We start from the raw sequence: 18696 nt of genomic DNA, 5'->3' as shown, positions 1-18696 counted from the left end.
CCCGCCTGCGCCGGGAGGGCCGCTGTCACGCAGGCCTGCTGTCACCCGCAATGAGAACGCGCGGGACGCGTGGAAGGTGCCGGTGAGACACGAAAAGTGCTCGCGCCACGGGCCGGCGATCACCAGAATCCGTACATGGAGCCCCTCACCCTCACGACCGAGCGCCTGACCCTGCGCACCTTCACCCCGGACGACACGGACGCCGTCTTCGAGGCCTGCCAGGACCCCTCGATCCGGCGCTGGACGACGATCCCCTCGCCGTACGCGCGCCGGCACGCGGAACAGTTCGTGGAACGGCTGGTCCCGGACGGCTGGCGCGACGACACCGAGTACACCTTCGCCGTGCGGCGGGGCGAAAGCGCGCTCGGTGGTCCGCTGGTGGCCGCCGTCTCGCTGCACCACCCCAGGGCCGGGACCTGGGAGATCGGCTACTGGACGGCGAAGGAGCACCGGGGCCACGGCTACATGACGGAGGCTGTGACCGCGCTGACCAGGTTCGCCTTCACGACGCTGGGCGCGATACGGCTGGAGTGGCGCGCCGAGGTGGGCAACACCGGCTCACGCGCGGTGGCCGAGAAGTCGGGTTTTGTGATGGAGGGCACGCTCCGCGCGGGGCTGCTCAACAAGGGCACGCTGCGTGACTGCTGGATCGGCGCGGTGCTCCCGTCCGACGTCGGCCTGCCGAGCACCTGTCCGTACCTGCCCGCCCGGCCCTGAGCCGCCCCGCGCGGGCGTCCCCCCGCGAGCGGTCCGCTGTCAGTGCCGCCGTCTATCGTGCGGACATGACGACTGTGCCGCCCCCCGCCGCCGAGCTGTCCGCCGACGAGGCCCGCCGTATCGCGCTGCGCGCCCAGGGATTCCTCGGCGCCCCGGACCGCCGGGGCGGGGTCCGGGGCGTGCTGCGCCACCTCGGGGCCGTCCAGCTGGACACGATCTCGGTGCTGGCCCGTTCGCACGAGCTGATCCCGTACGCGCGCCTGGGCGCGGTGGGCCGCAGGACCGTCGAGGACGCGTACTGGACGCCCCCGGGCACGGACGCGGCGCCGCACGCCTTCGAGTACTGGTCGCACGCGGCCTGCATCCTGCCGATCGAGGAGTGGCCGCACTTCGCGTTCCGCCGCCGCGCGTACCGGAACCGCCCGAACTGGTACCACGAGCTGGCGGACGGCGCGTACGAAACGGTGATCAAGCAGCTGCGCGCGGAGGGCCCCCTGACCGCCACGGAGCTGGGCGGCGCCAAGAACGGCGGCCCCTGGTGGGACTGGTCGGAGGCCAAGGTCGCCGTCGAGCGGGCGCTGATGCACGGCGAGGTGGTCTGCACGGGCCGCCGGAGCTGGAAGCGGGTGTACGACCTGGCGGAGCGCGCCGTCCCCGACGCTCTCCTCCACGACGACCTGGACGACACCGAGTGCCTTCGCCGGCTGGTCCGGCTCGCGGGCCGTTCGCTGGGCGTCGGCACCCGCGCCGACCTCGCGGACTACCACCGGCTCAAGGGCGAGCAGGTCGACGCCGTGATCGCGGACTCCGGGCTGGTCCCGGTGACGGTCCAGGGCTGGACGAAGCCCGCCTGGGCCGATCCGGAGGCGCTGGCGAGCCCGCCGAAGGGCCGGCACCGTACGACACTGATGTCCCCGTTCGACTCCCTGATCTGGGAGCGGGCGCGCACCGAGCGGATCTTCGGCTTCACCCACCGCCTGGAGGCGTACGTCCCCAAGCCCAAGCGGGTGTACGGCTACTTCGCGATGCCGCTGCTGTCCGGCGGCCGGCTGCTGGGCCGCGTCGACCCGGCGCGCGAGGGGCAGACGCTCGTCGCCAAGCACGTCTCCCTGGACACCCCGAAGGCCGTGCTCCCGATGGCCCTGGCGCTGCGCGAGGCGGCGGAGTGGGTCGGCTGCTCGGACGTACGCGTGGAGCGGGTCGACGCGCCCGAACTGCGCGGCGCCCTGGCGGAGGCGCTCACCGCGCTCTGACGTGCCGGCGCGCACACCGGCCGTCAGCGGATCTCGAGGATCTTCTCCCGCATCGCGTAGACCACGGCCTCCATCCTGGAGTGCAGTTGCAGCTTCTCCAGAATGTTGCGGACGTGGTTCTTCACGGTGTTCTCGGAGATGAACAACTCCTTGGCGATATCACGGTTGTTCATTCCCGTGGCGACCAGTTTGAGGACTTCCAGCTCCCGCTCGGTGAGACGCGGCGCCGGAACGAGTCTTCGCTCGTCGGAGCGCTGAATCATCGATTTGAACTCGGTCAGCAGCTTGGACGCCATGGAAGGGCTGATCTGCGACTGTCCGTCGGCCACCGCGCGAATGGCGGTGGCCACCTCGTCGGTGGAGATCTCCTTGAGGAGATAACCGGTCGCACCCGCCTTGATCGCGTCGTAGAGGTCGGCCTCCTCGTCGCTGATCGTCAGCATGATGATTTTGGCACTGGGTGCCACCTCTTTGATGGAGGTGCACGCCTCGATTCCGCCGCGCTTGGGCATCCGTACGTCCATCAGCACGATGTCCGGCAGCAGGTCGGCCGCCTTGTCGACGGCCTCCGCGCCGTCGCCCGCCTCGCCGATGACCTGGATGTCCTCCTCCTGGGCCAGGACGATCTCCAGGCCCCGGCGGAAGAGCGCGTGGTCGTCCACCACGAGGACCCGGATCGGCTCCTTGCGTGACCCGCCCCGGTCCGTGTCGGCGTCCGACCCCGGACCCCCGACCCTGTGGCCGGCGTCGTCCGTGTGGTGCACCGGCCCGAAGCTGTCCGCCATCGTTCCTCCCCCTGAAGGCCATGGCCCGAGTTCATGAGTGCCGGCCAACCGCAGTTCGCAGACCACCGGTTGGCTTGCGACGCCATGATTTCATGCCCGGGCCCCGGAGCGGTGACGCCGCTGCCACACGGTGGTGCCCTTGAGGGCTCACGGAGTCCTCAAGGGCACCACCGGGGGGCATGTCTCAGCCGGATCCCGACCGTTCGGTCTCAGCCACCCAGGGCCCCGCCGGCGTCGCCGGCCCGCGACTCGGCCAAGGGGTCCGTCTGGAGGTGGATGACACCGTAGTCGTACGCGTGGCGCCGGTAGACGACGCTCGGTTCCTTGGTGTCGGAGTCGATGAACAGATAGAAGTCGTGCCCGACCAGCTCCATCTCGTAGAGCGCCTGGTCGAGCGACATGGGTGCGGCGACGTGGTTCTTCTCCCTGACCACCAGGGGGCCTTCACCCTGCACCTCCAGCGAACCGATCCTGGTGGTGGGCACCGCGCGTACCTCGTCGGCGACCGTCGCGCCGTTCGCGTTCAACCGGGCCACCCCGGGAACGACGTCGACGACCTCGGCCGCCGAAAGCCGCCCGGTACCGCGGCGGTTGTGCCGCTTCTCGTGCTGCTTGCGCAGCCGCGCCTCCAGCTTGGTGGTGGCGAGATCCAGGGCCGCGTACGGGTCTGCGGCCGCCGCCTCCGCCCTGATGACGGGCCCGCGGGAGTGGAGCGTGATCTCCACCCGGTCGCATGTGCTGGCCTGACGCGGGTTGTGCTCCTTCGAGACCTCGACGTCCAGGCTGATGACCTTGCCGTCGAGCTGCTGGATTCTCTCCAACTTCAGCTTCTCGGCCACGTGCTTCCGGAACCGCTCGGGCACCTCTGTTTTGCGGCCCTTGACGACGATGTCCACGCAGAACTCCGTTCCCGGATCACTCCGCCTCGTTGCGGAGTTACTCCCTGTTGCACCAGACCCCGGTAGTCACCGGAGCCTCGGACTTGGCGACTTTCACCTCCTCCTCCCCCGACGGCATGCTCCCCACTCCCCCGAAATTCCGAGGTGCTGAAAAACGCCGTAGCAGACCAGTGCATTCAGTGAGTCACGGCTTCCACCATTCCTCACAACCGAACATAGCTCGCCCGGACGGGTGTCGGCACCTGCTACCGGCATGTAGCTCCGTTCAGGTGATTCCCTTCCCCCTCCACCAGGAAGGATGCAAGATCGGCTTCAGTTCCGGTTTATTTCGAAGGACAGCGGCGGCGCGGCCACCACCGCCGCGCTCACCTGCGCGAATCCCGGAACGCCGGGCCGGGTGCCGGCCCGCACCGCCCGCGCCGCCTCGACCAGCGAGGCGCCCGTGGTCATGAGATCGTCCACCAGCACCACTCTGCCGCCCTCCAGCAGCCGCGCACCGCCGACCGCGACCTCCAGGGCCCCTGACAGGTTCGCCAGCCTCTGAGGGGCGCCCAGGCCCGCCTGGTCGGCGACCGCGCGCCGCTGCCGCAGCACCGGCAGCACCCGGGCGGAGCGGCCCGCGCGCCGCAGCTCGGCCGCGGCGGCCAGCGCCGTACGCCGCGTGGCGTCGTGCCCCCGCGCACCGACCGCGCGCCGGGACGACGGCACCGGGACGAGCAGCAGCGGCCCCACGCCCGTACCGGGCGGCACAGCGGCCTGTACGGCGCCCGCCAGCGCCCTGCCCAGCGGACCGGCCAGCCCGAGCGCGCCGCGCTCCTTGTGCGCCAGGAGCACCGCCCGTACCGCGTCCTCGTACGGCGCGGCGGCGTGCACCGGCGGCAGCCCCGGCGGTTCCGGCACCGGCCTGACCCGGCACGGCCACATCCCGTACAGCGCCCGCCGGCAGTCCTCGCACAGCGGAGTCCTGGGGCTGCCGCAGCCGCCACAGGCGACCGGAAGCACCAGGCCGGTGATCTCCCGCCACCACCCCCGCATGGCACTCACTGTGCCAACGCCGAAGGCACCCGGCCACCCCTGTGGACAACCAGATCGGGCAAAGTCCGCTCAGCCCGGGTAGACGGGCGAAGAACCGGCCGGCACGACCGTCTGCCAGTTCGCCCCGGTGGGCAGCCGTACGATCCCGGCGTCCTCGGAATCGGCGACCAGCGGCTGCTGCTCGTCGTCCGCCGCCGCGATCGCCGTCACCTGGTTCAGCCCCGGCAGCACACTCGCCGCCGACGTCGACCCGTCGGTCTGGAGGTAGCGCACCTGCTGGACCCCGCCGGCCTCCTTGCCGACCACCACCAGCCGGCTGGGACCCGCCCAGGAGACGGCGGTGACCGTGTCCATCTGCGGGGCCGCAGCTTGCAGTTCCACCACGGACACCTGTGTGTCGGCGCCGGAGCCGTGCCGCTCCACCCGGCCGATCTGGAGGGTGGTCCGCCCGTCCTTGGACAGCAGCAGCGCGATCCGCACCCCGTCCGCCGACACCCGGAGCGCCTCCACCCGCGCGCCGCCCAGTCCGTCGACCGTGACCTCCTGCGGCGTCCCCACGCCGTCCGCCAGCCGGAGCAGCCGCGGCTTGGCGGGGTCGCGGTCCGCGACCCACAGGTCGCCGTGCCCGTCCCAGCTCGGCGCGGACAACCGGTCCTTCGCACCGACGCCCTGACTGGTCACCAGCGGCTGCCCCAGCTCGCCCGCCGCCATCACGGGCGCCACATACAGCGACTTGGAACCGTTGGTGACCGCCGCCGCGCGCCGCTCGTCCCTGGCCACCGCGACCGAGTCGAGCTTCACCGTGCCGTCACCGAACGGCCCCCTGACCCGGCTCTGTTCGGAAGAACCGTCGCCGCCGGACGCGAGCAGCGACAGCCGCCCCTCCTGGTCGACGAAGTACGGCGTGTCGGCCCGGCCCGCGCTGTGGTCCGGGGCGAACTCCTCCGCCTGGTCCCCGTCCAGGACACAGAGCGAGGAACCGTTCGCCAGCAGCTCGACCCGCCCCACCGGGGTGGACGTCAGGTCCCGCAGGGTGAAGAGCAGTTGCGCCGCCATCTTCCGGCACTGGTCGTGACCCGCCTTGGCCGCCTTGTCGTTCAGCGGCACCTTCAGCCCGTTCCGGTCGTCGAACTCCAGCGTCCGGGTGCCCTTCCGCAACGCCGTACCGGTCGGGAACGGCGAATCCACCACCGGCTTCAACCAGTTCGTCGGCCCGTCCAGCAGCGCCTTGACCGCCTGCGTGACCGGGTCCATCCGCGTCGTGGGGTCTATTCGCTGCCGGATGTAGACCGGATCGGCCACCAGCCAGCTCTCCCCCGAGGCGAAGTAGTACTTGTTCACCGAGCGGTAGTTCCGCTGGAAGTCCGACTCCCCGAGCACCAGCCCCTGCGGCAGGTCGTCGATCCGCCACTCCTTGCCCTCGGAGCCGACGTTCTGCTGCACCAGATGGATCGTGCCCGTGTACGGGATCGGCGCGACCTGCTCGTACGAGTGCGTGGAGTCCACGTCGGCGATCTGGTCGCCGTACAGCTGGAACGTCTTCCCGGACGGCTCCGCGCCGTCCGGCTGCTTGGGCGCCGCCGCCGCGGGCGCGTCCCGCAGCACCGTCGTACCGGCCTCCGGCTGCCAGGCCTTGGACCGCTGGTCCGTCAGGTACTTCCTGGCCATCGCGAAGTCGGGATCGTCACTGGTCATGGCCTCCAGGAAGCCGTCCACGATCTCGTCGGGAGCGGCCTTCGCGCGCGGCGGCACCGCGTACACGCGCACCTGCGACTCGCCCCCGCGCGGGGACGCCTTCACCGGCTCCACGTCGCCGCTGTCCGGGATCGACGCACAACCCGCCAGCAGCAGAGCGGCGGTCCCCAGCACCACGGGCACCCTCACCGCCGCTCCCCGGCCCTGACGGCCGCGGTCAGCGCCCACGTGTGTCCTCCCGCTCCGAAGCCTTGTGCAGTGGATCATCGCCGTCGCCGGCTCCGTCGGCGGGGCGCTCGCCCGCCGGCCGCGCCACCACCCGGGCGCCGCTGCCCGGCAGGGCCGTCGGATCGACCGCCGCCCCGGTGGGAGGCGGCGCCGCCAGATGGGGCGGTACGGGCAGCGCGGAGCGGTCCCCGCGCGGCTGCGACGGCACGCTCATCAGCCGCTGCGCCTGTTCGGTGCGCTGCTCGGCGGCGGCCCGCTCGCGGTTGCGCCGCGAATCCTCGGGTTCCAGCGGTATCGGCGAGCCGCGCAGCGACTCGTCCGCCGTACGGGGCAGCGTGAGCCGGAACTGCGACCCGCCGCCCGGCTCGCCCCAGGCCTGCAACCAGCCGCCGTGAAGCCGCGCGTCCTCGACGGCGATCGACAGCCCGAGCCCAGTGCCGCCGGTGGTCCGGGCACGGGCCGGGTCGGCCCGCCAGAAACGGTTGAACACCCGCGTCGCCTCGCCGGGCTTGAGCCCCACCCCGTAGTCGCGCACCGCGACCGCGACGGCACCGCCGGCCACCGCCATCCGCACGATCACGTCCTTGCCCTCGCCGTGCTCGACCGCGTTGACCAGCAGATTCCGCAGCACCCGCTCGACGCGCCGGGCATCGGCCTCGGCCACCACGGGCTGCCCGTCCCCGAGCACCCGGATCCGGCTGCCCTTGTGCTCGGCCAGCGGCGCCGCCCCGCCGATGACCCGGCGCACGACCTCCCGCAGGTCTATCGGCTCCGCCTCCAGCGCGGCGGCCCCCGCGTCGAAGCGGCTGATCTCCAGCAGGTCCGAGAGCAGCGACTCGAAGCGGTCCAGCTGGTCCCCGAGCAGCTCCGCCGAGCGGGCCGTCACCGGATCGAAGTCGGCGCGCGCGTCGTGGATGACATCGGCGGCCATCCGTACGGTCGTCAGCGGCGTACGCAGCTCGTGCGACACGTCGGAGACAAAACGCCGCTGCATGCGGGAGAGCTCCTCCAACTGCTGGATCTTGAGCTGGAGGTTCTGCGCCATCTTGTTGAAGGCCTCACCGAGCCGGGCGATGTCGTCCTCGCCGGTGACCTTCATCCGCTCCTGGAGCCGGCCCGTGGAGAGCCGCTCGGCGATCCCCGCGGCCATCCGCACCGGCGTGACCACCTGGCGCACCACCAGCCAGGCGATGGCCCCGAGCAGCACGATCACAAAAAGTCCCGCGGTGGCGAGCGTGCCCTTGACCAGGTTCAGCGACTGCTCCTCCTGCGTCAGCGGGAAGAGGTAGTACAGCTCGTACGCCTTGCCGTCGGGGTCGTTCAGCCGCTTGCCGATCACCAGCCCCGGCTCCGGCGCCCGCGCCTCCGTGGCGTCCGTGTACCGGATCTGCGCGTAGACCTGGAAGGGCTCCGTGCCCCTGGCCACCTCGTCGCGCAGATCCGCGGGGATGCTGGTGAAGTCCACCCCGTTCGACGCGCGGGGCGCACGGCTGGTGGACACCGCGTCGTCCTGCGAGTCGGCGCTCAGCGCCACCACGTTGAACGCACCGGGACCGCCACTGGCCAGCTGCTCGACCAGTTCGGTCCGCCAGTTCACCGAGTTCTTCCCCTGGACACCGCCGGAACCGTCGGTACCCTGCTTGCCGGGCGCCGACGGAGCGTCGGCGATCTCCTTGGCCACCGTGAAACCACCGGCGGCCTGGCTCTGCGCCGCCTTCTCCTTGGCTTCGAGCAGACCGTTGCGCATCTGCCCGATGACCACGAACCCGAGCAGCAGCACCACGCCGAGCGACATCAGCAGGGTGGCCGCGACCACCCGCAGCTGGATGTTGCGCCGCCAGAGCCGTACGGCGGGCAGCAGCGGACGCCGCACCCACCGCACCAGCAACCGCAGCACAGGCCCGCCCGGCGAGCCGTCCTGGAGCAGCCTGCCGTCCCGGAACAGCCGCCCGAAGCGCGCGAACGCACGCCCGGGCCCGGCAGCCCGCCCCGCACGGACTCCCGGCTCCCCGGGCTTCGGAGCAGCGCTGCCGCCGGTCATGTCAGCTCGGTCCTGCCTTGTAACCGACGCCTCGGACGGTCACCACGATCTCCGGGCGCTCCGGGTCCTTCTCGACCTTGGAGCGCAACCGCTGGACATGCACGTTCACCAGCCGGGTGTCGGCCGCGTGCCGGTATCCCCACACCTGCTCCAGGAGCACCTCACGCGTGAACACCTGCCACGGCTTACGAGCCAGCGCGACCAGCAGATCGAACTCGAGCGGCGTCAGGGCGATCGACTGCCCCTCCCGCTTCACCGAGTGACCCGCCACGTCGATCACCAGATCGCCGATGGTCAGCTGCTCCGGCGCGGGCTCCTCGGAGCGCCGCAGCCGCGCCCTGATACGGGCCACCAGCTCCTTGGGCTTGAACGGCTTGACGATGTAGTCGTCGGCCCCCGACTCCAGCCCGACCACCACGTCGACCGTGTCGCTCTTGGCGGTGAGCATCACGATCGGCACCCCGGACTCGGCCCTGATCAGCCGGCACACCTCGATACCGTCCCGGCCGGGCAGCATGAGATCCAGCAGCACCAGATCCGGCTTGGCCTCACGGAAGGCGGCCAGCGCCTTGTCACCGTCCGCTACGAACGACGGTTCGAACCCTTCACCACGCAGCACAATCCCGAGCATCTCGGCCAGTGCGGTGTCGTCATCGACGACAAGGACGCGTCCCTTCATATCGACATCATCCCATTTATCTAATCGTTACCCGGCGTGACCTGGCACACAGCTCCGCGATTCCGTCCCCGGTCACCGGGGACAGCGCGCCGTATTCGGTGACGATCGCCGTCACCAGTTCAGGGGGCGTGATGTCGAACGCCGGGTTGTACGCCTGCGTTCCCAGCGGCGCCACCGGCATCCCACTTCCCGCCTCCACTCCCGCCACCGCAGTCTGCGGCGCCGTGAGCTCCGTCACTTCCTGCCCCGGTCGCTGCTCCACCTCGATCGACGCCCCGTCCGGGGTGCCGAGGTCGATCGTCGTGGTCGGGGCGACCACGACAAACGGCACATGGTGATATGCCGCCAGCACCGCGAGCGGATAGCTCCCGATCTTGTTCGCCACCGAACCGTCGGCCGCGATCCGGTCCGCACCGATGAGGACGGCGTCGACCTCACCCGCGGCGAAGAGCGAACCAGCGGCGTTGTCCGTCAGCAAGGTGTACGCCATCCCGCTGCGCGCCGCCTCGTACGCCGTCAGCCGGGAACCCTGCAACAGCGGACGAGTCTCGTCCACCCACAGCCGCCGCAACCGGCCGGCCCGGTGAGCCGACAGCGCCACGGCGAACGCGGTGCCCTCCCCGCCCGAGACGAGCGCCCCGGTGTTGCAGTGGGTCAGGATCCGGTGATTGCCACCTGGCAGCAACTCATCGAGGAGCGTAAGCCCAAACCGCGCCATCCGCGCGCTGGCCTCGGCATCCTCCCGGTGCAGCAGCCTGGCCTCGGCGAGCGCCGCCGCGGCCGCCTGCTCCAGACCGGCGCCCCCGTCGGCCGCCGCCCGGTACGCGTCCCGGGCCCGCCGCACCCCGTACCCGAGGTTCACCGCGGTGGGCCGCGCCTGCGCCAGGATCTCCGCCGCGTCCTCCACGTCGAAACCCCGCACGGCGGCCAGCGCCACGCCGTAGGCACCCGCGATCCCCAGGAGCGGCGCCCCGCGCACCGCCAGCGTCCGGATCGCACGCACCAACGCGGGCACGTCCGTGCAGACCAGCTCGGCCTCCTCCACCGGAAGTCTCGTCTGGTCGAGGAGGACCAGTACCGGGCCCTCCGGCGGCTCGTCCCAGCGGATCGACGGAAGCATGGACGGCTCCGGGCCGGCCGGGGTTGGTACGTACTGATCAGCCATCCGCCCAGTCTGCCCGCTACACCACCCACAATGAAGGCAGGAATCGAGGTGAGAAGGAGATACAACCCCAGGTCCACCAACGGGCAACGCGTGGCACGATGGCTGGCAGCCCGCCGTCCCGTACCGCGGACAGGCACCTTCGAACCGCCGACTCGCCGAGCCGGCCCCACAACCAAGCCACGAGGTGGACGACCGTGAACGACACTCCGGGCTGGGCCTCGCCCGGATCCGCCCCGTCCGACGGCCAGGACGCTTCCGTTCCGCGGCCGGCCGAGCCCGCCGACGACACCGGTACTTCCTCCAAGTGGTCCAAGACCCAGCCGCCCGCCGGCCAGTGGTCCCCGCCCAGCGCGCAGCCCCCCGGCCAGCCCGGACCCGCCGCGCCCCGCCCGACCCCCGGCTGGGGTCCCGGCTGGGGCGCGCCCGGCCAGGGCGGCGGCCCGGGCCCCGCGTGGGGCCGCCCGCCCGCGGCCAAGCCCGGCGTGATCCCGCTGCGCCCGCTCGGTGTCGGCGAGATCCTCGACGGCGCGGTGTCCACCCTGCGCGCCCACTGGCGCACGGTGCTGGGCTTCACCCTCGCCGTCGCCGTCGTCACCCAGATCTGCGACATACTCGTCGTCCGCTACCTGGTCCCCGACCCTCAGCAGGTCGACCCGGAGGCGACCCCCTCCGAGGCACTCCGCCAGGCCGGCGACTCCGTCCGGGACAGCCTGTTCTCGCTGGCCCCCACGACGGTCATCACCCTGCTGGGCACCCTCTTCACCACCGCCATCCTGACGATGGTCGTCAGCCGCTCCATCCTCGGACGCCCCGTCACCCTCTCCGAAGCGTGGCAGGAGGCCCGCCCCCGGCTCCTGCAACTGCTCGGACTGACCGTGCTGTTGCCCCTGGCAGCCGTCGTGATCATGGGCGTCGGCGTGACCCCCGGCATCCTGGTGGGCTCCACCGCCGGCATCCTCCTCGCCATCCTGGGCGGACTGGTCGCGCTGGTCGTCATCTCGTGGCTGATGGTCCGCTACGCCCTGGCTTCCCCGGCCCTGATGCTCGAACGCCAAGGCATCGCGGCCTCGTTGCGCCGCTCCGCCAAGCTCGTCAAGGGCTCCTGGTGGCGGATCTTCGGCATCCAGTCGCTGACCCTGCTGCTGACCTTCCTCGTCGCGATGATCGTCTCCATTCCGTTCGCGATCATCGCCTTGGCCGCGGACGGCTCCGGCATCGACGGCCTGGTCTCCGGCTCCACCCCCGAGTACGGCTGGACCTACCTGGTCATCACCGGCGTCGGCGCGGTCATCTCCTCCTCGATCACCTACCCGATCTCCGCGGGGGTGACCGTGCTCCTCTACGTCGACCAGCGCATCCGCCGCGAAGCCCTCGACCTCGAACTGGCGCGCGCCGTCGGCCTGACGGGCAACGGCACCGCCGCACCGGGTACCGAGACCCCCGGGAGCTGACGGGGTGTCCATCACGGGGGGCCCGGCACCAGCACGCGCGGCACTCGGCACGGCGGCGGACGGCCCGGTGGACCCGTCCCGCCTGCCCGCCCGCGAGGCCGCGGAGCGGGAACTGTCCAAACCGATGTACCACGAGAACGACCCGAACCTGCTCCAGCGCGCGATGAACCGCTTCTGGGACTGGGTCGGCGACCTCCTCTCCTCCGTCTCCGGCGCGGCCCCCGGCGGCGTGCTCGGCCTCGTCGTCATCCTGCTGGCCGTCACGGCCCTGGTGGCCGCGCTCTGGTGGCGGCTGGGCACCCCCCACCGCACCCCCGCCAGGCCCGGCTCGCTCTTCGACGACCGGCCCCGCAGCGCCGCGGAACACCGCACCGCCGCCGACACACACGCCGCCGCGGGACGCTGGAACCAAGCCGTCCAGGAGCGGATGCGCGCCATCGTCCGCTCCCTGGAGGAACGGACCCTGCTCGACCCCCGCCCGGGCCGCACCGCCGACGAGGCCGCCACCGAGGCAGGGCGCCCCCTCCCCGCCCACGCGGACCGACTGCGCGCCGCCGCCCGGGAGTTCGACGACGTCACATACGGCGGCCGCACCACGGACCAGCAGGCATACCTGCGCATCCAGGGACTCGACCTCGACCTGGAACAGGCCAAGCCGCAGCTGAGCAACGCCGCCGGGGGAACGGCCACATGACCCTCACCACCAGCCCCACCTCCCTGTCCCTCACCCCCCGCCAGATCTGGACACGCGGGCGAGGGCTCCTGCTCGCCCTGGTCATCGTCCTGACGGCGGGAACGGCCATGGCGGCCCTCCGCTCCGGCGACCAGCACGGCCGCCTCGACCCACGCTCCGCCGACGCCCTCGGCAGCCGGGCCGTGGCCGAACTCCTCAAGAACGGCGGAGTCTCCACCGACGTCGTCACCACACTCGACGAAGCCACCGCCGCCGCCCGCCCCGACACCACACTCCTGGTCACCGCCCCCGAACTGCTGACCCCCTATCAGCAGGAGATCCTGAACGCCGCGACGACGTCCTCCGGCGGCCGCACGGTCCTGCTCGGCGCCGGCCCCTACTCCGTCGACGCACTCGCCCCCGGCGTCCGCACGCACACCCCCGCCGAGGTCACCGCCCGCGCACCCGACTGCTCCCTGCCGGCCGCCCTGCGGGCCGGCACGGTCGACATCGGCGGCGAGCGCTACAGCACCGACTCGCCCGGCGCCGAGGCCTGTTACCCGGTCGACGGGGCGCCGACCCTGCTCGTCCTGGCCGACCGGAACGACGGCGACACCGTCCTGCTCGGCTCTCCCGACCTCCTCTACAACGAGCGCCTGGACCAGCAGGGCAACGCGTCGCTGGCCCTTCAACTCCTCGGCTCCCGGCCTCATCTCGTCTGGTACCTCCCTTCGCTCAGTGATCCCACTTCTTCCGAGGACCCCGGCACCGACCGCGCGGCCGGCGGTGAGAGCGGCTTCCTCGACCTGATCCCCTCCGGCTGGCTCTGGGGTGCCTTCCAGCTCTTCCTCGCCGCACTGCTCGCCGCCGTATGGCGCGGCCGCAGGCTCGGCCCGCTCGTCGCCGAACGACTCCCCGTCGCCATCCGCGCCTCGGAGTCCACCGAGGGCCGCGCCCGCCTCTACCGCAAGGCGAACGCCCGGGACCACGCGGCCTCGGTCCTGCGCGCCGCGTCCCGCGACCGCCTCGCGCCCCTCCTCGGCGTGGCCCCCGGCAGAGCCCACCTTCCCGAGATCCTGCTTCCCGCGGTCTCCGTCCGGCTCCCGGACACCGCACTGGACCCGCACACGCTGCTCTTCGGGCCGGCCCCGGCCGACGACAGCGCCCTCATCCGCCTGGCGGACCAACTCGACGCCCTCGAAAGAGAGGTACGTACCTCATGAGTGCCCCGACCACAGAGACCGCAGAAGAGACCACGGAGCCCGCCGCGAACGCGGCGAAGGCCCGCGCCTCCCTGGAGGCCCTGCGCACCGAGATCGCGAAGGCGGTGGTCGGCCAGGACCCCGCCATCACCGGACTGGTCGTCGCACTCCTGTGCCGCGGCCACGTGCTCCTCGAAGGAGTCCCCGGTGTCGCGAAAACCCTTCTCGTCCGGGCACTCGCCGCCTCACTGGAACTCGACACCAAGCGCGTCCAGTTCACCCCTGACCTGATGCCGAGCGATGTCACCGGCTCCCTTGTCTACGACGCCCGGACCGCCGAGTTCTCCTTCCAGCCGGGACCCGTCTTCACCCATCTGCTGATCGCGGACGAGATCAACCGCACCCCGCCCAAGACCCAGTCGTCGCTTCTGGAGGCGATGGAGGAGCGTCAGGTCACCGTCGACGGCACGGCGCGCATGCTGCCCGACCCGTTCCTCGTCGCCGCGACACAGAACCCGGACGAGTACGAGGGCACGTACCCCCTTCCCGAAGCCCAGCTCGACCGCTTCCTCCTGAAACTGACCGTGCCGCTACCCTCCCGCGACGACGAGATCAGCGTCCTGACCCGCCATGCCGAAGGCTTCGACCCGCGCGATCTCCGGGCCGCCGGGGTGCGGCCCGTCGCCGGGCCGGCCGACCTGGAAGCGGCGCGCGCCGCCGTCGCCAGGACGTCCGTCTCACCCGAGATCGCGGGCTATGTCGTCGATATCTGCCGTGCCACGCGTGATTCCCCCTCGCTCACCCTCGGCGCCTCCCCGCGAGGCGCCACCGCTCTGCTGTCCACCGCCCGGGCCTGGGCCTGGCTCACCGGCCGTGACTACGTCATACCGGACGACGTGAAGGCTCTCGCCCTGCCCACGCTCCGTCATCGCGTACACCTGCGGCCCGAGGCGGAAATGGAAGGCGTCACCGCCGATTCCGTCATCACCGCGATCCTCGCCCATGTCCCCGTCCCCCGATGAGGCGATGACCCGTGGCCCTCACCGGACGAACAGCGCTCCTCGCCGCCCTGGGCACGCTGCCCGTCGGGATCCTCGCCCCCAGCTGGGCGGGGATCCTCGCCGTCAACGCGCCTCTCTCACTCGCAATTCTGTGCGACTACGCCCTCGCGGCGCCAGTGAGATCGCTCCAATTCACCCGAAGTGGTGACACTTCAGTTCGACTCGGCGAGAGCGCGGAAGTCCAGCTGACCGTCACCAACCGCTCAACCCGGCGCCTGCGCGCCCACCTCCGTGACGCCTGGCCGCCCAGCAGCTGGCCGACCGGCGACGAACAGGCCGCGTCCCGGCACGAGTTGACGGTCCCCGCCGGCGAACGCCGCCGCCTCACCACCTTCCTCCGCCCCACCCGCCGCGGCGACCGGCACGCCGAGCGCGTCACCGTACGCTCGCTCGGTCCGATGGGCCTGGCGGCCCGCCAGAGCAACCACGAGGTCCCCTGGGCGCTCCGCGTCCTGCCGCCCTTCACCAGCCGCAAGCACCTGCCCTCCCGGCTGGCGCGGCTGCGCGAACTCGACGGCAGGACCAGCGTCCTGATCCGAGGCCAGGGCACCGAGTTCGACAGCCTCCGCGACTACGTGCCGGGGGACGACACCCGCTCCATCGACTGGCGGGCGACCGCACGCCAGTCAGCGGTCGCGGTACGCACCTGGCGCCCCGAGCGGGACCGGCACATCCTCATCGTCCTCGACACCGGCCGCACCTCGGCCGGCCGGGTGGGCGACGTCCCGCGCCTGGACGCCGCCATGGACGCCACCCTGCTCCTGGGCGCACTGGCCGCCCGCGCCGGGGACCGGGTGGACCTCCTGGCGTACGACCGCCGCATCCGCGCCCAGGTCCAGGGCAGGGCTGCGGGCGATCTTCTGCCCTCCCTCGTGAACGCCCTCGCCCCGCTCGAACCGGAGCTGGTGGAGACGGACGCCCGCGGCCTCAGTTCGGCGATATCGAAGAGCGCCCCACGCCGCTCCCTGATCGTGCTGCTGACAAGTCTCGACGCGACCCCGATCGAAGAGGGCCTGCTCCCCGTCCTCCCGCAGCTCAGCCAACGGCACACCGTGCTCGTGGCCTCGGTCTCCGACCCGTACATCGAGAAGATGAGCGCCGGAAGGGGCACAGTGGACGCGGTGTACGAAGCTGCCGCCGGCGCCCAGTCGCAGGCCCAGCGCCGCCGCACGGCGGAACAGCTCCAGCGCCACGGGGTCACGGTCGTGGATGCGACACCCGACAAACTCGCTCCCGCGCTGGCGGACGCCTACCTGGCACTCAAGGCCGCTGGCCGCCTCTGAGGCGCTATCCCCTCGAACGCAAGAAAGGCCCCGACGATGCCGGGGCCTTTCTCTTTCCTTCGAGCCGCTGACGCGGATTGGTCCTGAACGCAAGAGTGCCCTGTACCAGAAGGTACAGGGCACTCTTGCGATCAAAGATTGTTCGGCGGCGTCCTACTCTCCCACAGGGTCCCCCCTGCAGTACCATCGGCGCTACGAGGCTTAGCTTCCGGGTTCGGAATGTAACCGGGCGTTTCCCTCACGCAATGACCACCGAAACACTATGAAGACATCGAAAAGCTGGATGACAACACGGCTCTTCGTTACTTCAGAACTAACACAGTGGACGCGAGCAACTGAGGACAAGCCCTCGGCCTATTAGTACCAGTCAGCTTCGACCGTTACCGGTCTTCCACATCTGGCCTATCAACCCAGTCGTCTACTGGGAGCCTTAACCCCTCAAGGGGGTGGGAGTTCTCATCTCGAAGCAGGCTTCCCGCTTAGATGCTTTCAGCGGTTATCCCTCCCGAACGTAGCCAACCAGCCATGCCCTTGGCAGAACAACTGGCACACCAGAGGTTCGTCCGTCCCGGTCCTCTCGTACTAGGGACAGCCCTTCTCAAAACTCCTACGCGCACAGCGGATAGGGACCGAACTGTCTCACGACGTTCTAAACCCAGCTCGCGTACCGCTTTAATGGGCGAACAGCCCAACCCTTGGGACCGACTCCAGCCCCAGGATGCGACGAGCCGACATCGAGGTGCCAAACCATCCCGTCGATATGGACTCTTGGGGAAGATCAGCCTGTTATCCCCGGGGTACCTTTTATCCGTTGAGCGACGGCGCTTCCACAAGCCACCGCCGGATCACTAGTCCCGACTTTCGTCCCTGCTCGACCCGTCGGTCTCACAGTCAAGCTCCCTTGTGCACTTACACTCAACACCTGATTACCAACCAGGCTGAGGGAACCTTTGGGCGCCTCCGTTACTCTTTAGGAGGCAACCGCCCCAGTTAAACTACCCATCAGACACTGTCCCTGATCCGGATCACGGACCCAGGTTAGACATCCAGCACGACCAGAGTGGTATTTCAACGACGACTCCACCTGAACTGGCGTCCAAGCTTCACAGTCTCCCACCTATCCTACACAAGCCGAACCGAACACCAATATCAAACTATAGTAAAGGTCCCGGGGTCTTTCCGTCCTGCTGCGCGAAACGAGCATCTTTACTCGTAGTGCAATTTCACCGGGCCTATGGTTGAGACAGTCGAGAAGTCGTTACGCCATTCGTGCAGGTCGGAACTTACCCGACAAGGAATTTCGCTACCTTAGGATGGTTATAGTTACCACCGCCGTTTACTGGCGCTTAAGTTCTCAGCCTCGTCACACCGAAATGTGACTAACCGGTCCCCTTAACGTTCCAGCACCGGGCAGGCGTCAGTCCGTATACATCGCCTTACGGCTTCGCACGGACCTGTGTTTTTAGTAAACAGTCGCTTCTCGCTGGTCTCTGCGGCCACCCCAAGCTCAGGAAGAAAATTCCGTCACCCAAGATGGCCCCCCTTCTCCCGAAGTTACGGGGGCATTTTGCCGAGTTCCTTAACCATAGTTCACCCGAACGCCTCGGTATTCTCTACCAGACCACCTGAGTCGGTTTAGGGTACGGGCCGCCATGAAACTCGCTAGAGGCTTTTCTCGACAGCATAGGATCATCCACTTCACCACAATCGGCTCGGCATCAGGTCTCAGACTATATGCACAACGGATTTGCCTATTGTGCGTCCTACACCCTTACCCCGGGACAACCACCGCCCGGGCTGGACTACCTTCCTGCGTCACCCCATCGCTTACCTACTACCACCTTGGTCCGACGGCTCCACCACTCCCCTTTGCCCGAAGGCTCCAGGACGGCTTCACGGCCTTAGCATTAATGGATTCGATACTGGGCGTTTCAAAGCGGGTACCGGAATATCAACCGGTTGTCCATCGACTACGCCTGTCGGCCTCGCCTTAGGTCCCGACTTACCCTGGGCAGATCAGCTTGACCCAGGAACCCTTAGTCAATCGGCGCACACGTTTCTCACGTGTGTATCGCTACTCATGCCTGCATTCTCACTCGTGAACCGTCCACCACTAGCTTCCGCTGCGGCTTCACCCGGCACACGACGCTCCCCTACCCATCCCAGCAGGCGTTGGCCCTATATGCTGGAATGACACGACTTCGGCGGTACGCTTGAGCCCCGCTACATTGTCGGCGCGGAATCACTTGACCAGTGAGCTATTACGCACTCTTTAAAGGGTGGCTGCTTCTAAGCCAACCTCCTGGTTGTCTCTGCGACTCCACATCCTTTCCCACTTAGCGTACGCTTAGGGGCCTTAGTCGATGCTCTGGGCTGTTTCCCTCTCGACCATGGAGCTTATCCCCCACAGTCTCACTGCCGCGCTCTCACTTACCGGCATTCGGAGTTTGGCTAAGGTCAGTAACCCGGTAGGGCCCATCGCCTATCCAGTGCTCTACCTCCGGCAAGAAACACACGACGCTGCACCTA

The 18696-nt window shown here is 69.8% G+C and carries 14 protein-coding genes and 2 rRNA genes (1 of these 16 cut by a window edge); 7 read left to right on the top strand and 9 right to left on the bottom strand.

Annotated elements, in window-relative coordinates:
* The first annotated feature begins 135 nt into the window (after positions 1–135).
* Together OG349_RS22855 and OG349_RS22850 are read left to right on the top strand one after the other, a co-directional pair.
* Positions 136–717, top strand: coding sequence for a GNAT family N-acetyltransferase (locus OG349_RS22855; RefSeq protein ID WP_327236381.1), 582 nt, complete (start codon positions 136–138; stop codon positions 715–717).
* A gap of 65 nt (positions 718–782) precedes the next feature.
* The gene (locus OG349_RS22850) at positions 783–1970 is read left to right on the top strand and encodes a winged helix-turn-helix domain-containing protein (RefSeq protein WP_327236380.1); all 1188 of its coding nucleotides are present in this window, start codon (positions 783–785) and stop codon (positions 1968–1970) included.
* A 23-nt stretch (positions 1971–1993) separates the two neighbouring features.
* On the opposite strand, the gene OG349_RS22845 is transcribed toward OG349_RS22850, so the two are convergent.
* From OG349_RS22845 to mtnA, 7 genes are all read right to left on the bottom strand, one after another.
* Positions 1994–2755: a response regulator gene (locus tag OG349_RS22845; RefSeq protein ID WP_161307283.1), complete on the bottom strand. Its 762-nt coding sequence runs from the start codon at positions 2753–2755 to the stop codon at positions 1994–1996.
* Positions 2756–2964: 209 nt separating this feature from the next.
* Positions 2965–3651 carry a ribosome hibernation-promoting factor, HPF/YfiA family gene (gene hpf, locus OG349_RS22840; protein ID WP_327236379.1) on the bottom strand — a complete coding sequence of 229 codons (687 nt, stop codon included), beginning with the start codon at positions 3649–3651 and terminating at the stop codon, positions 2965–2967.
* A gap of 315 nt (positions 3652–3966) precedes the next feature.
* Positions 3967–4689 carry a ComF family protein gene (locus OG349_RS22835; RefSeq protein WP_327236378.1) on the bottom strand — a complete coding sequence of 241 codons (723 nt, stop codon included), beginning with the start codon at positions 4687–4689 and terminating at the stop codon, positions 3967–3969.
* Between the two features lie 69 nt (positions 4690–4758).
* The gene (locus OG349_RS22830; protein ID WP_327236377.1) at positions 4759–6612 is read right to left on the bottom strand and encodes an LpqB family beta-propeller domain-containing protein; all 1854 of its coding nucleotides are present in this window, start codon (positions 6610–6612) and stop codon (positions 4759–4761) included.
* Positions 6602–8653, bottom strand: a complete 2052-nt coding sequence (gene mtrB, locus OG349_RS22825) for an MtrAB system histidine kinase MtrB (RefSeq protein ID WP_327236376.1) — start codon at positions 8651–8653, stop codon at positions 6602–6604. The genes OG349_RS22830 and mtrB overlap by 11 nt, the downstream gene beginning before the upstream one ends.
* Before the next feature lies 1 nt (position 8654).
* Entirely contained in the window at positions 8655–9332 is a 678-nt protein-coding gene (gene mtrA / locus OG349_RS22820) for a two-component system response regulator MtrA (protein WP_003968748.1), read from the bottom strand.
* A gap of 16 nt (positions 9333–9348) precedes the next feature.
* Entirely contained in the window at positions 9349–10497 is a 1149-nt protein-coding gene (mtnA, locus tag OG349_RS22815; protein WP_327236375.1) for an S-methyl-5-thioribose-1-phosphate isomerase, read from the bottom strand.
* A 194-nt stretch (positions 10498–10691) separates the two neighbouring features.
* Between mtnA and OG349_RS22810 the strand changes: the two genes are divergently transcribed.
* From OG349_RS22810 to OG349_RS22790, 5 genes are read left to right on the top strand one after another with little or no spacing between them, the layout of a single operon-like run.
* Positions 10692–11948, top strand: coding sequence for a DUF7544 domain-containing protein (locus tag OG349_RS22810; protein WP_327236374.1), 1257 nt, complete (start codon positions 10692–10694; stop codon positions 11946–11948).
* A gap of 4 nt (positions 11949–11952) precedes the next feature.
* Positions 11953–12642 carry a DUF4129 domain-containing protein gene (locus OG349_RS22805; protein ID WP_327236373.1) on the top strand — a complete coding sequence of 230 codons (690 nt, stop codon included), beginning with the start codon at positions 11953–11955 and terminating at the stop codon, positions 12640–12642.
* On the top strand, positions 12639–13844 hold the full coding sequence (locus tag OG349_RS22800) for a DUF4350 domain-containing protein (RefSeq protein WP_327236372.1): 1206 nt from the start codon (positions 12639–12641) through the stop codon (positions 13842–13844). Before OG349_RS22805 ends, OG349_RS22800 begins: the two co-directional genes overlap by 4 nt.
* Complete coding sequence (locus OG349_RS22795; RefSeq protein WP_327236371.1) at positions 13841–14845, top strand: AAA family ATPase; 1005 nt, start codon at positions 13841–13843, stop codon at positions 14843–14845. The genes OG349_RS22800 and OG349_RS22795 overlap by 4 nt, the downstream gene beginning before the upstream one ends.
* A gap of 11 nt (positions 14846–14856) precedes the next feature.
* Positions 14857–16167 (top strand): DUF58 domain-containing protein, encoded by a 1311-nt coding sequence (locus tag OG349_RS22790; protein ID WP_327236370.1) that lies wholly within the window; start codon positions 14857–14859, stop codon positions 16165–16167.
* A 140-nt stretch (positions 16168–16307) separates the two neighbouring features.
* On the opposite strand, the gene rrf is transcribed toward OG349_RS22790, so the two are convergent.
* Both rrf and OG349_RS22780 read right to left on the bottom strand, forming a co-directional pair.
* Positions 16308–16424, bottom strand: a 5S ribosomal RNA gene (gene rrf, locus OG349_RS22785).
* Positions 16425–16504: 80 nt separating this feature from the next.
* Positions 16505–18696: ribosomal RNA gene (locus tag OG349_RS22780) — 23S ribosomal RNA — on the bottom strand (it continues 932 nt past the right edge of the window).

Origin of the sequence: Streptomyces sp. NBC_01317 (genome assembly GCF_035961655.1) — a bacterium.
GTDB lineage: Bacteria > Actinomycetota > Actinomycetes > Streptomycetales > Streptomycetaceae > Streptomyces.
Note: the sequence above shows the minus strand (reverse complement) of the source record. Positions and strands in the feature narration are given on the sequence as shown.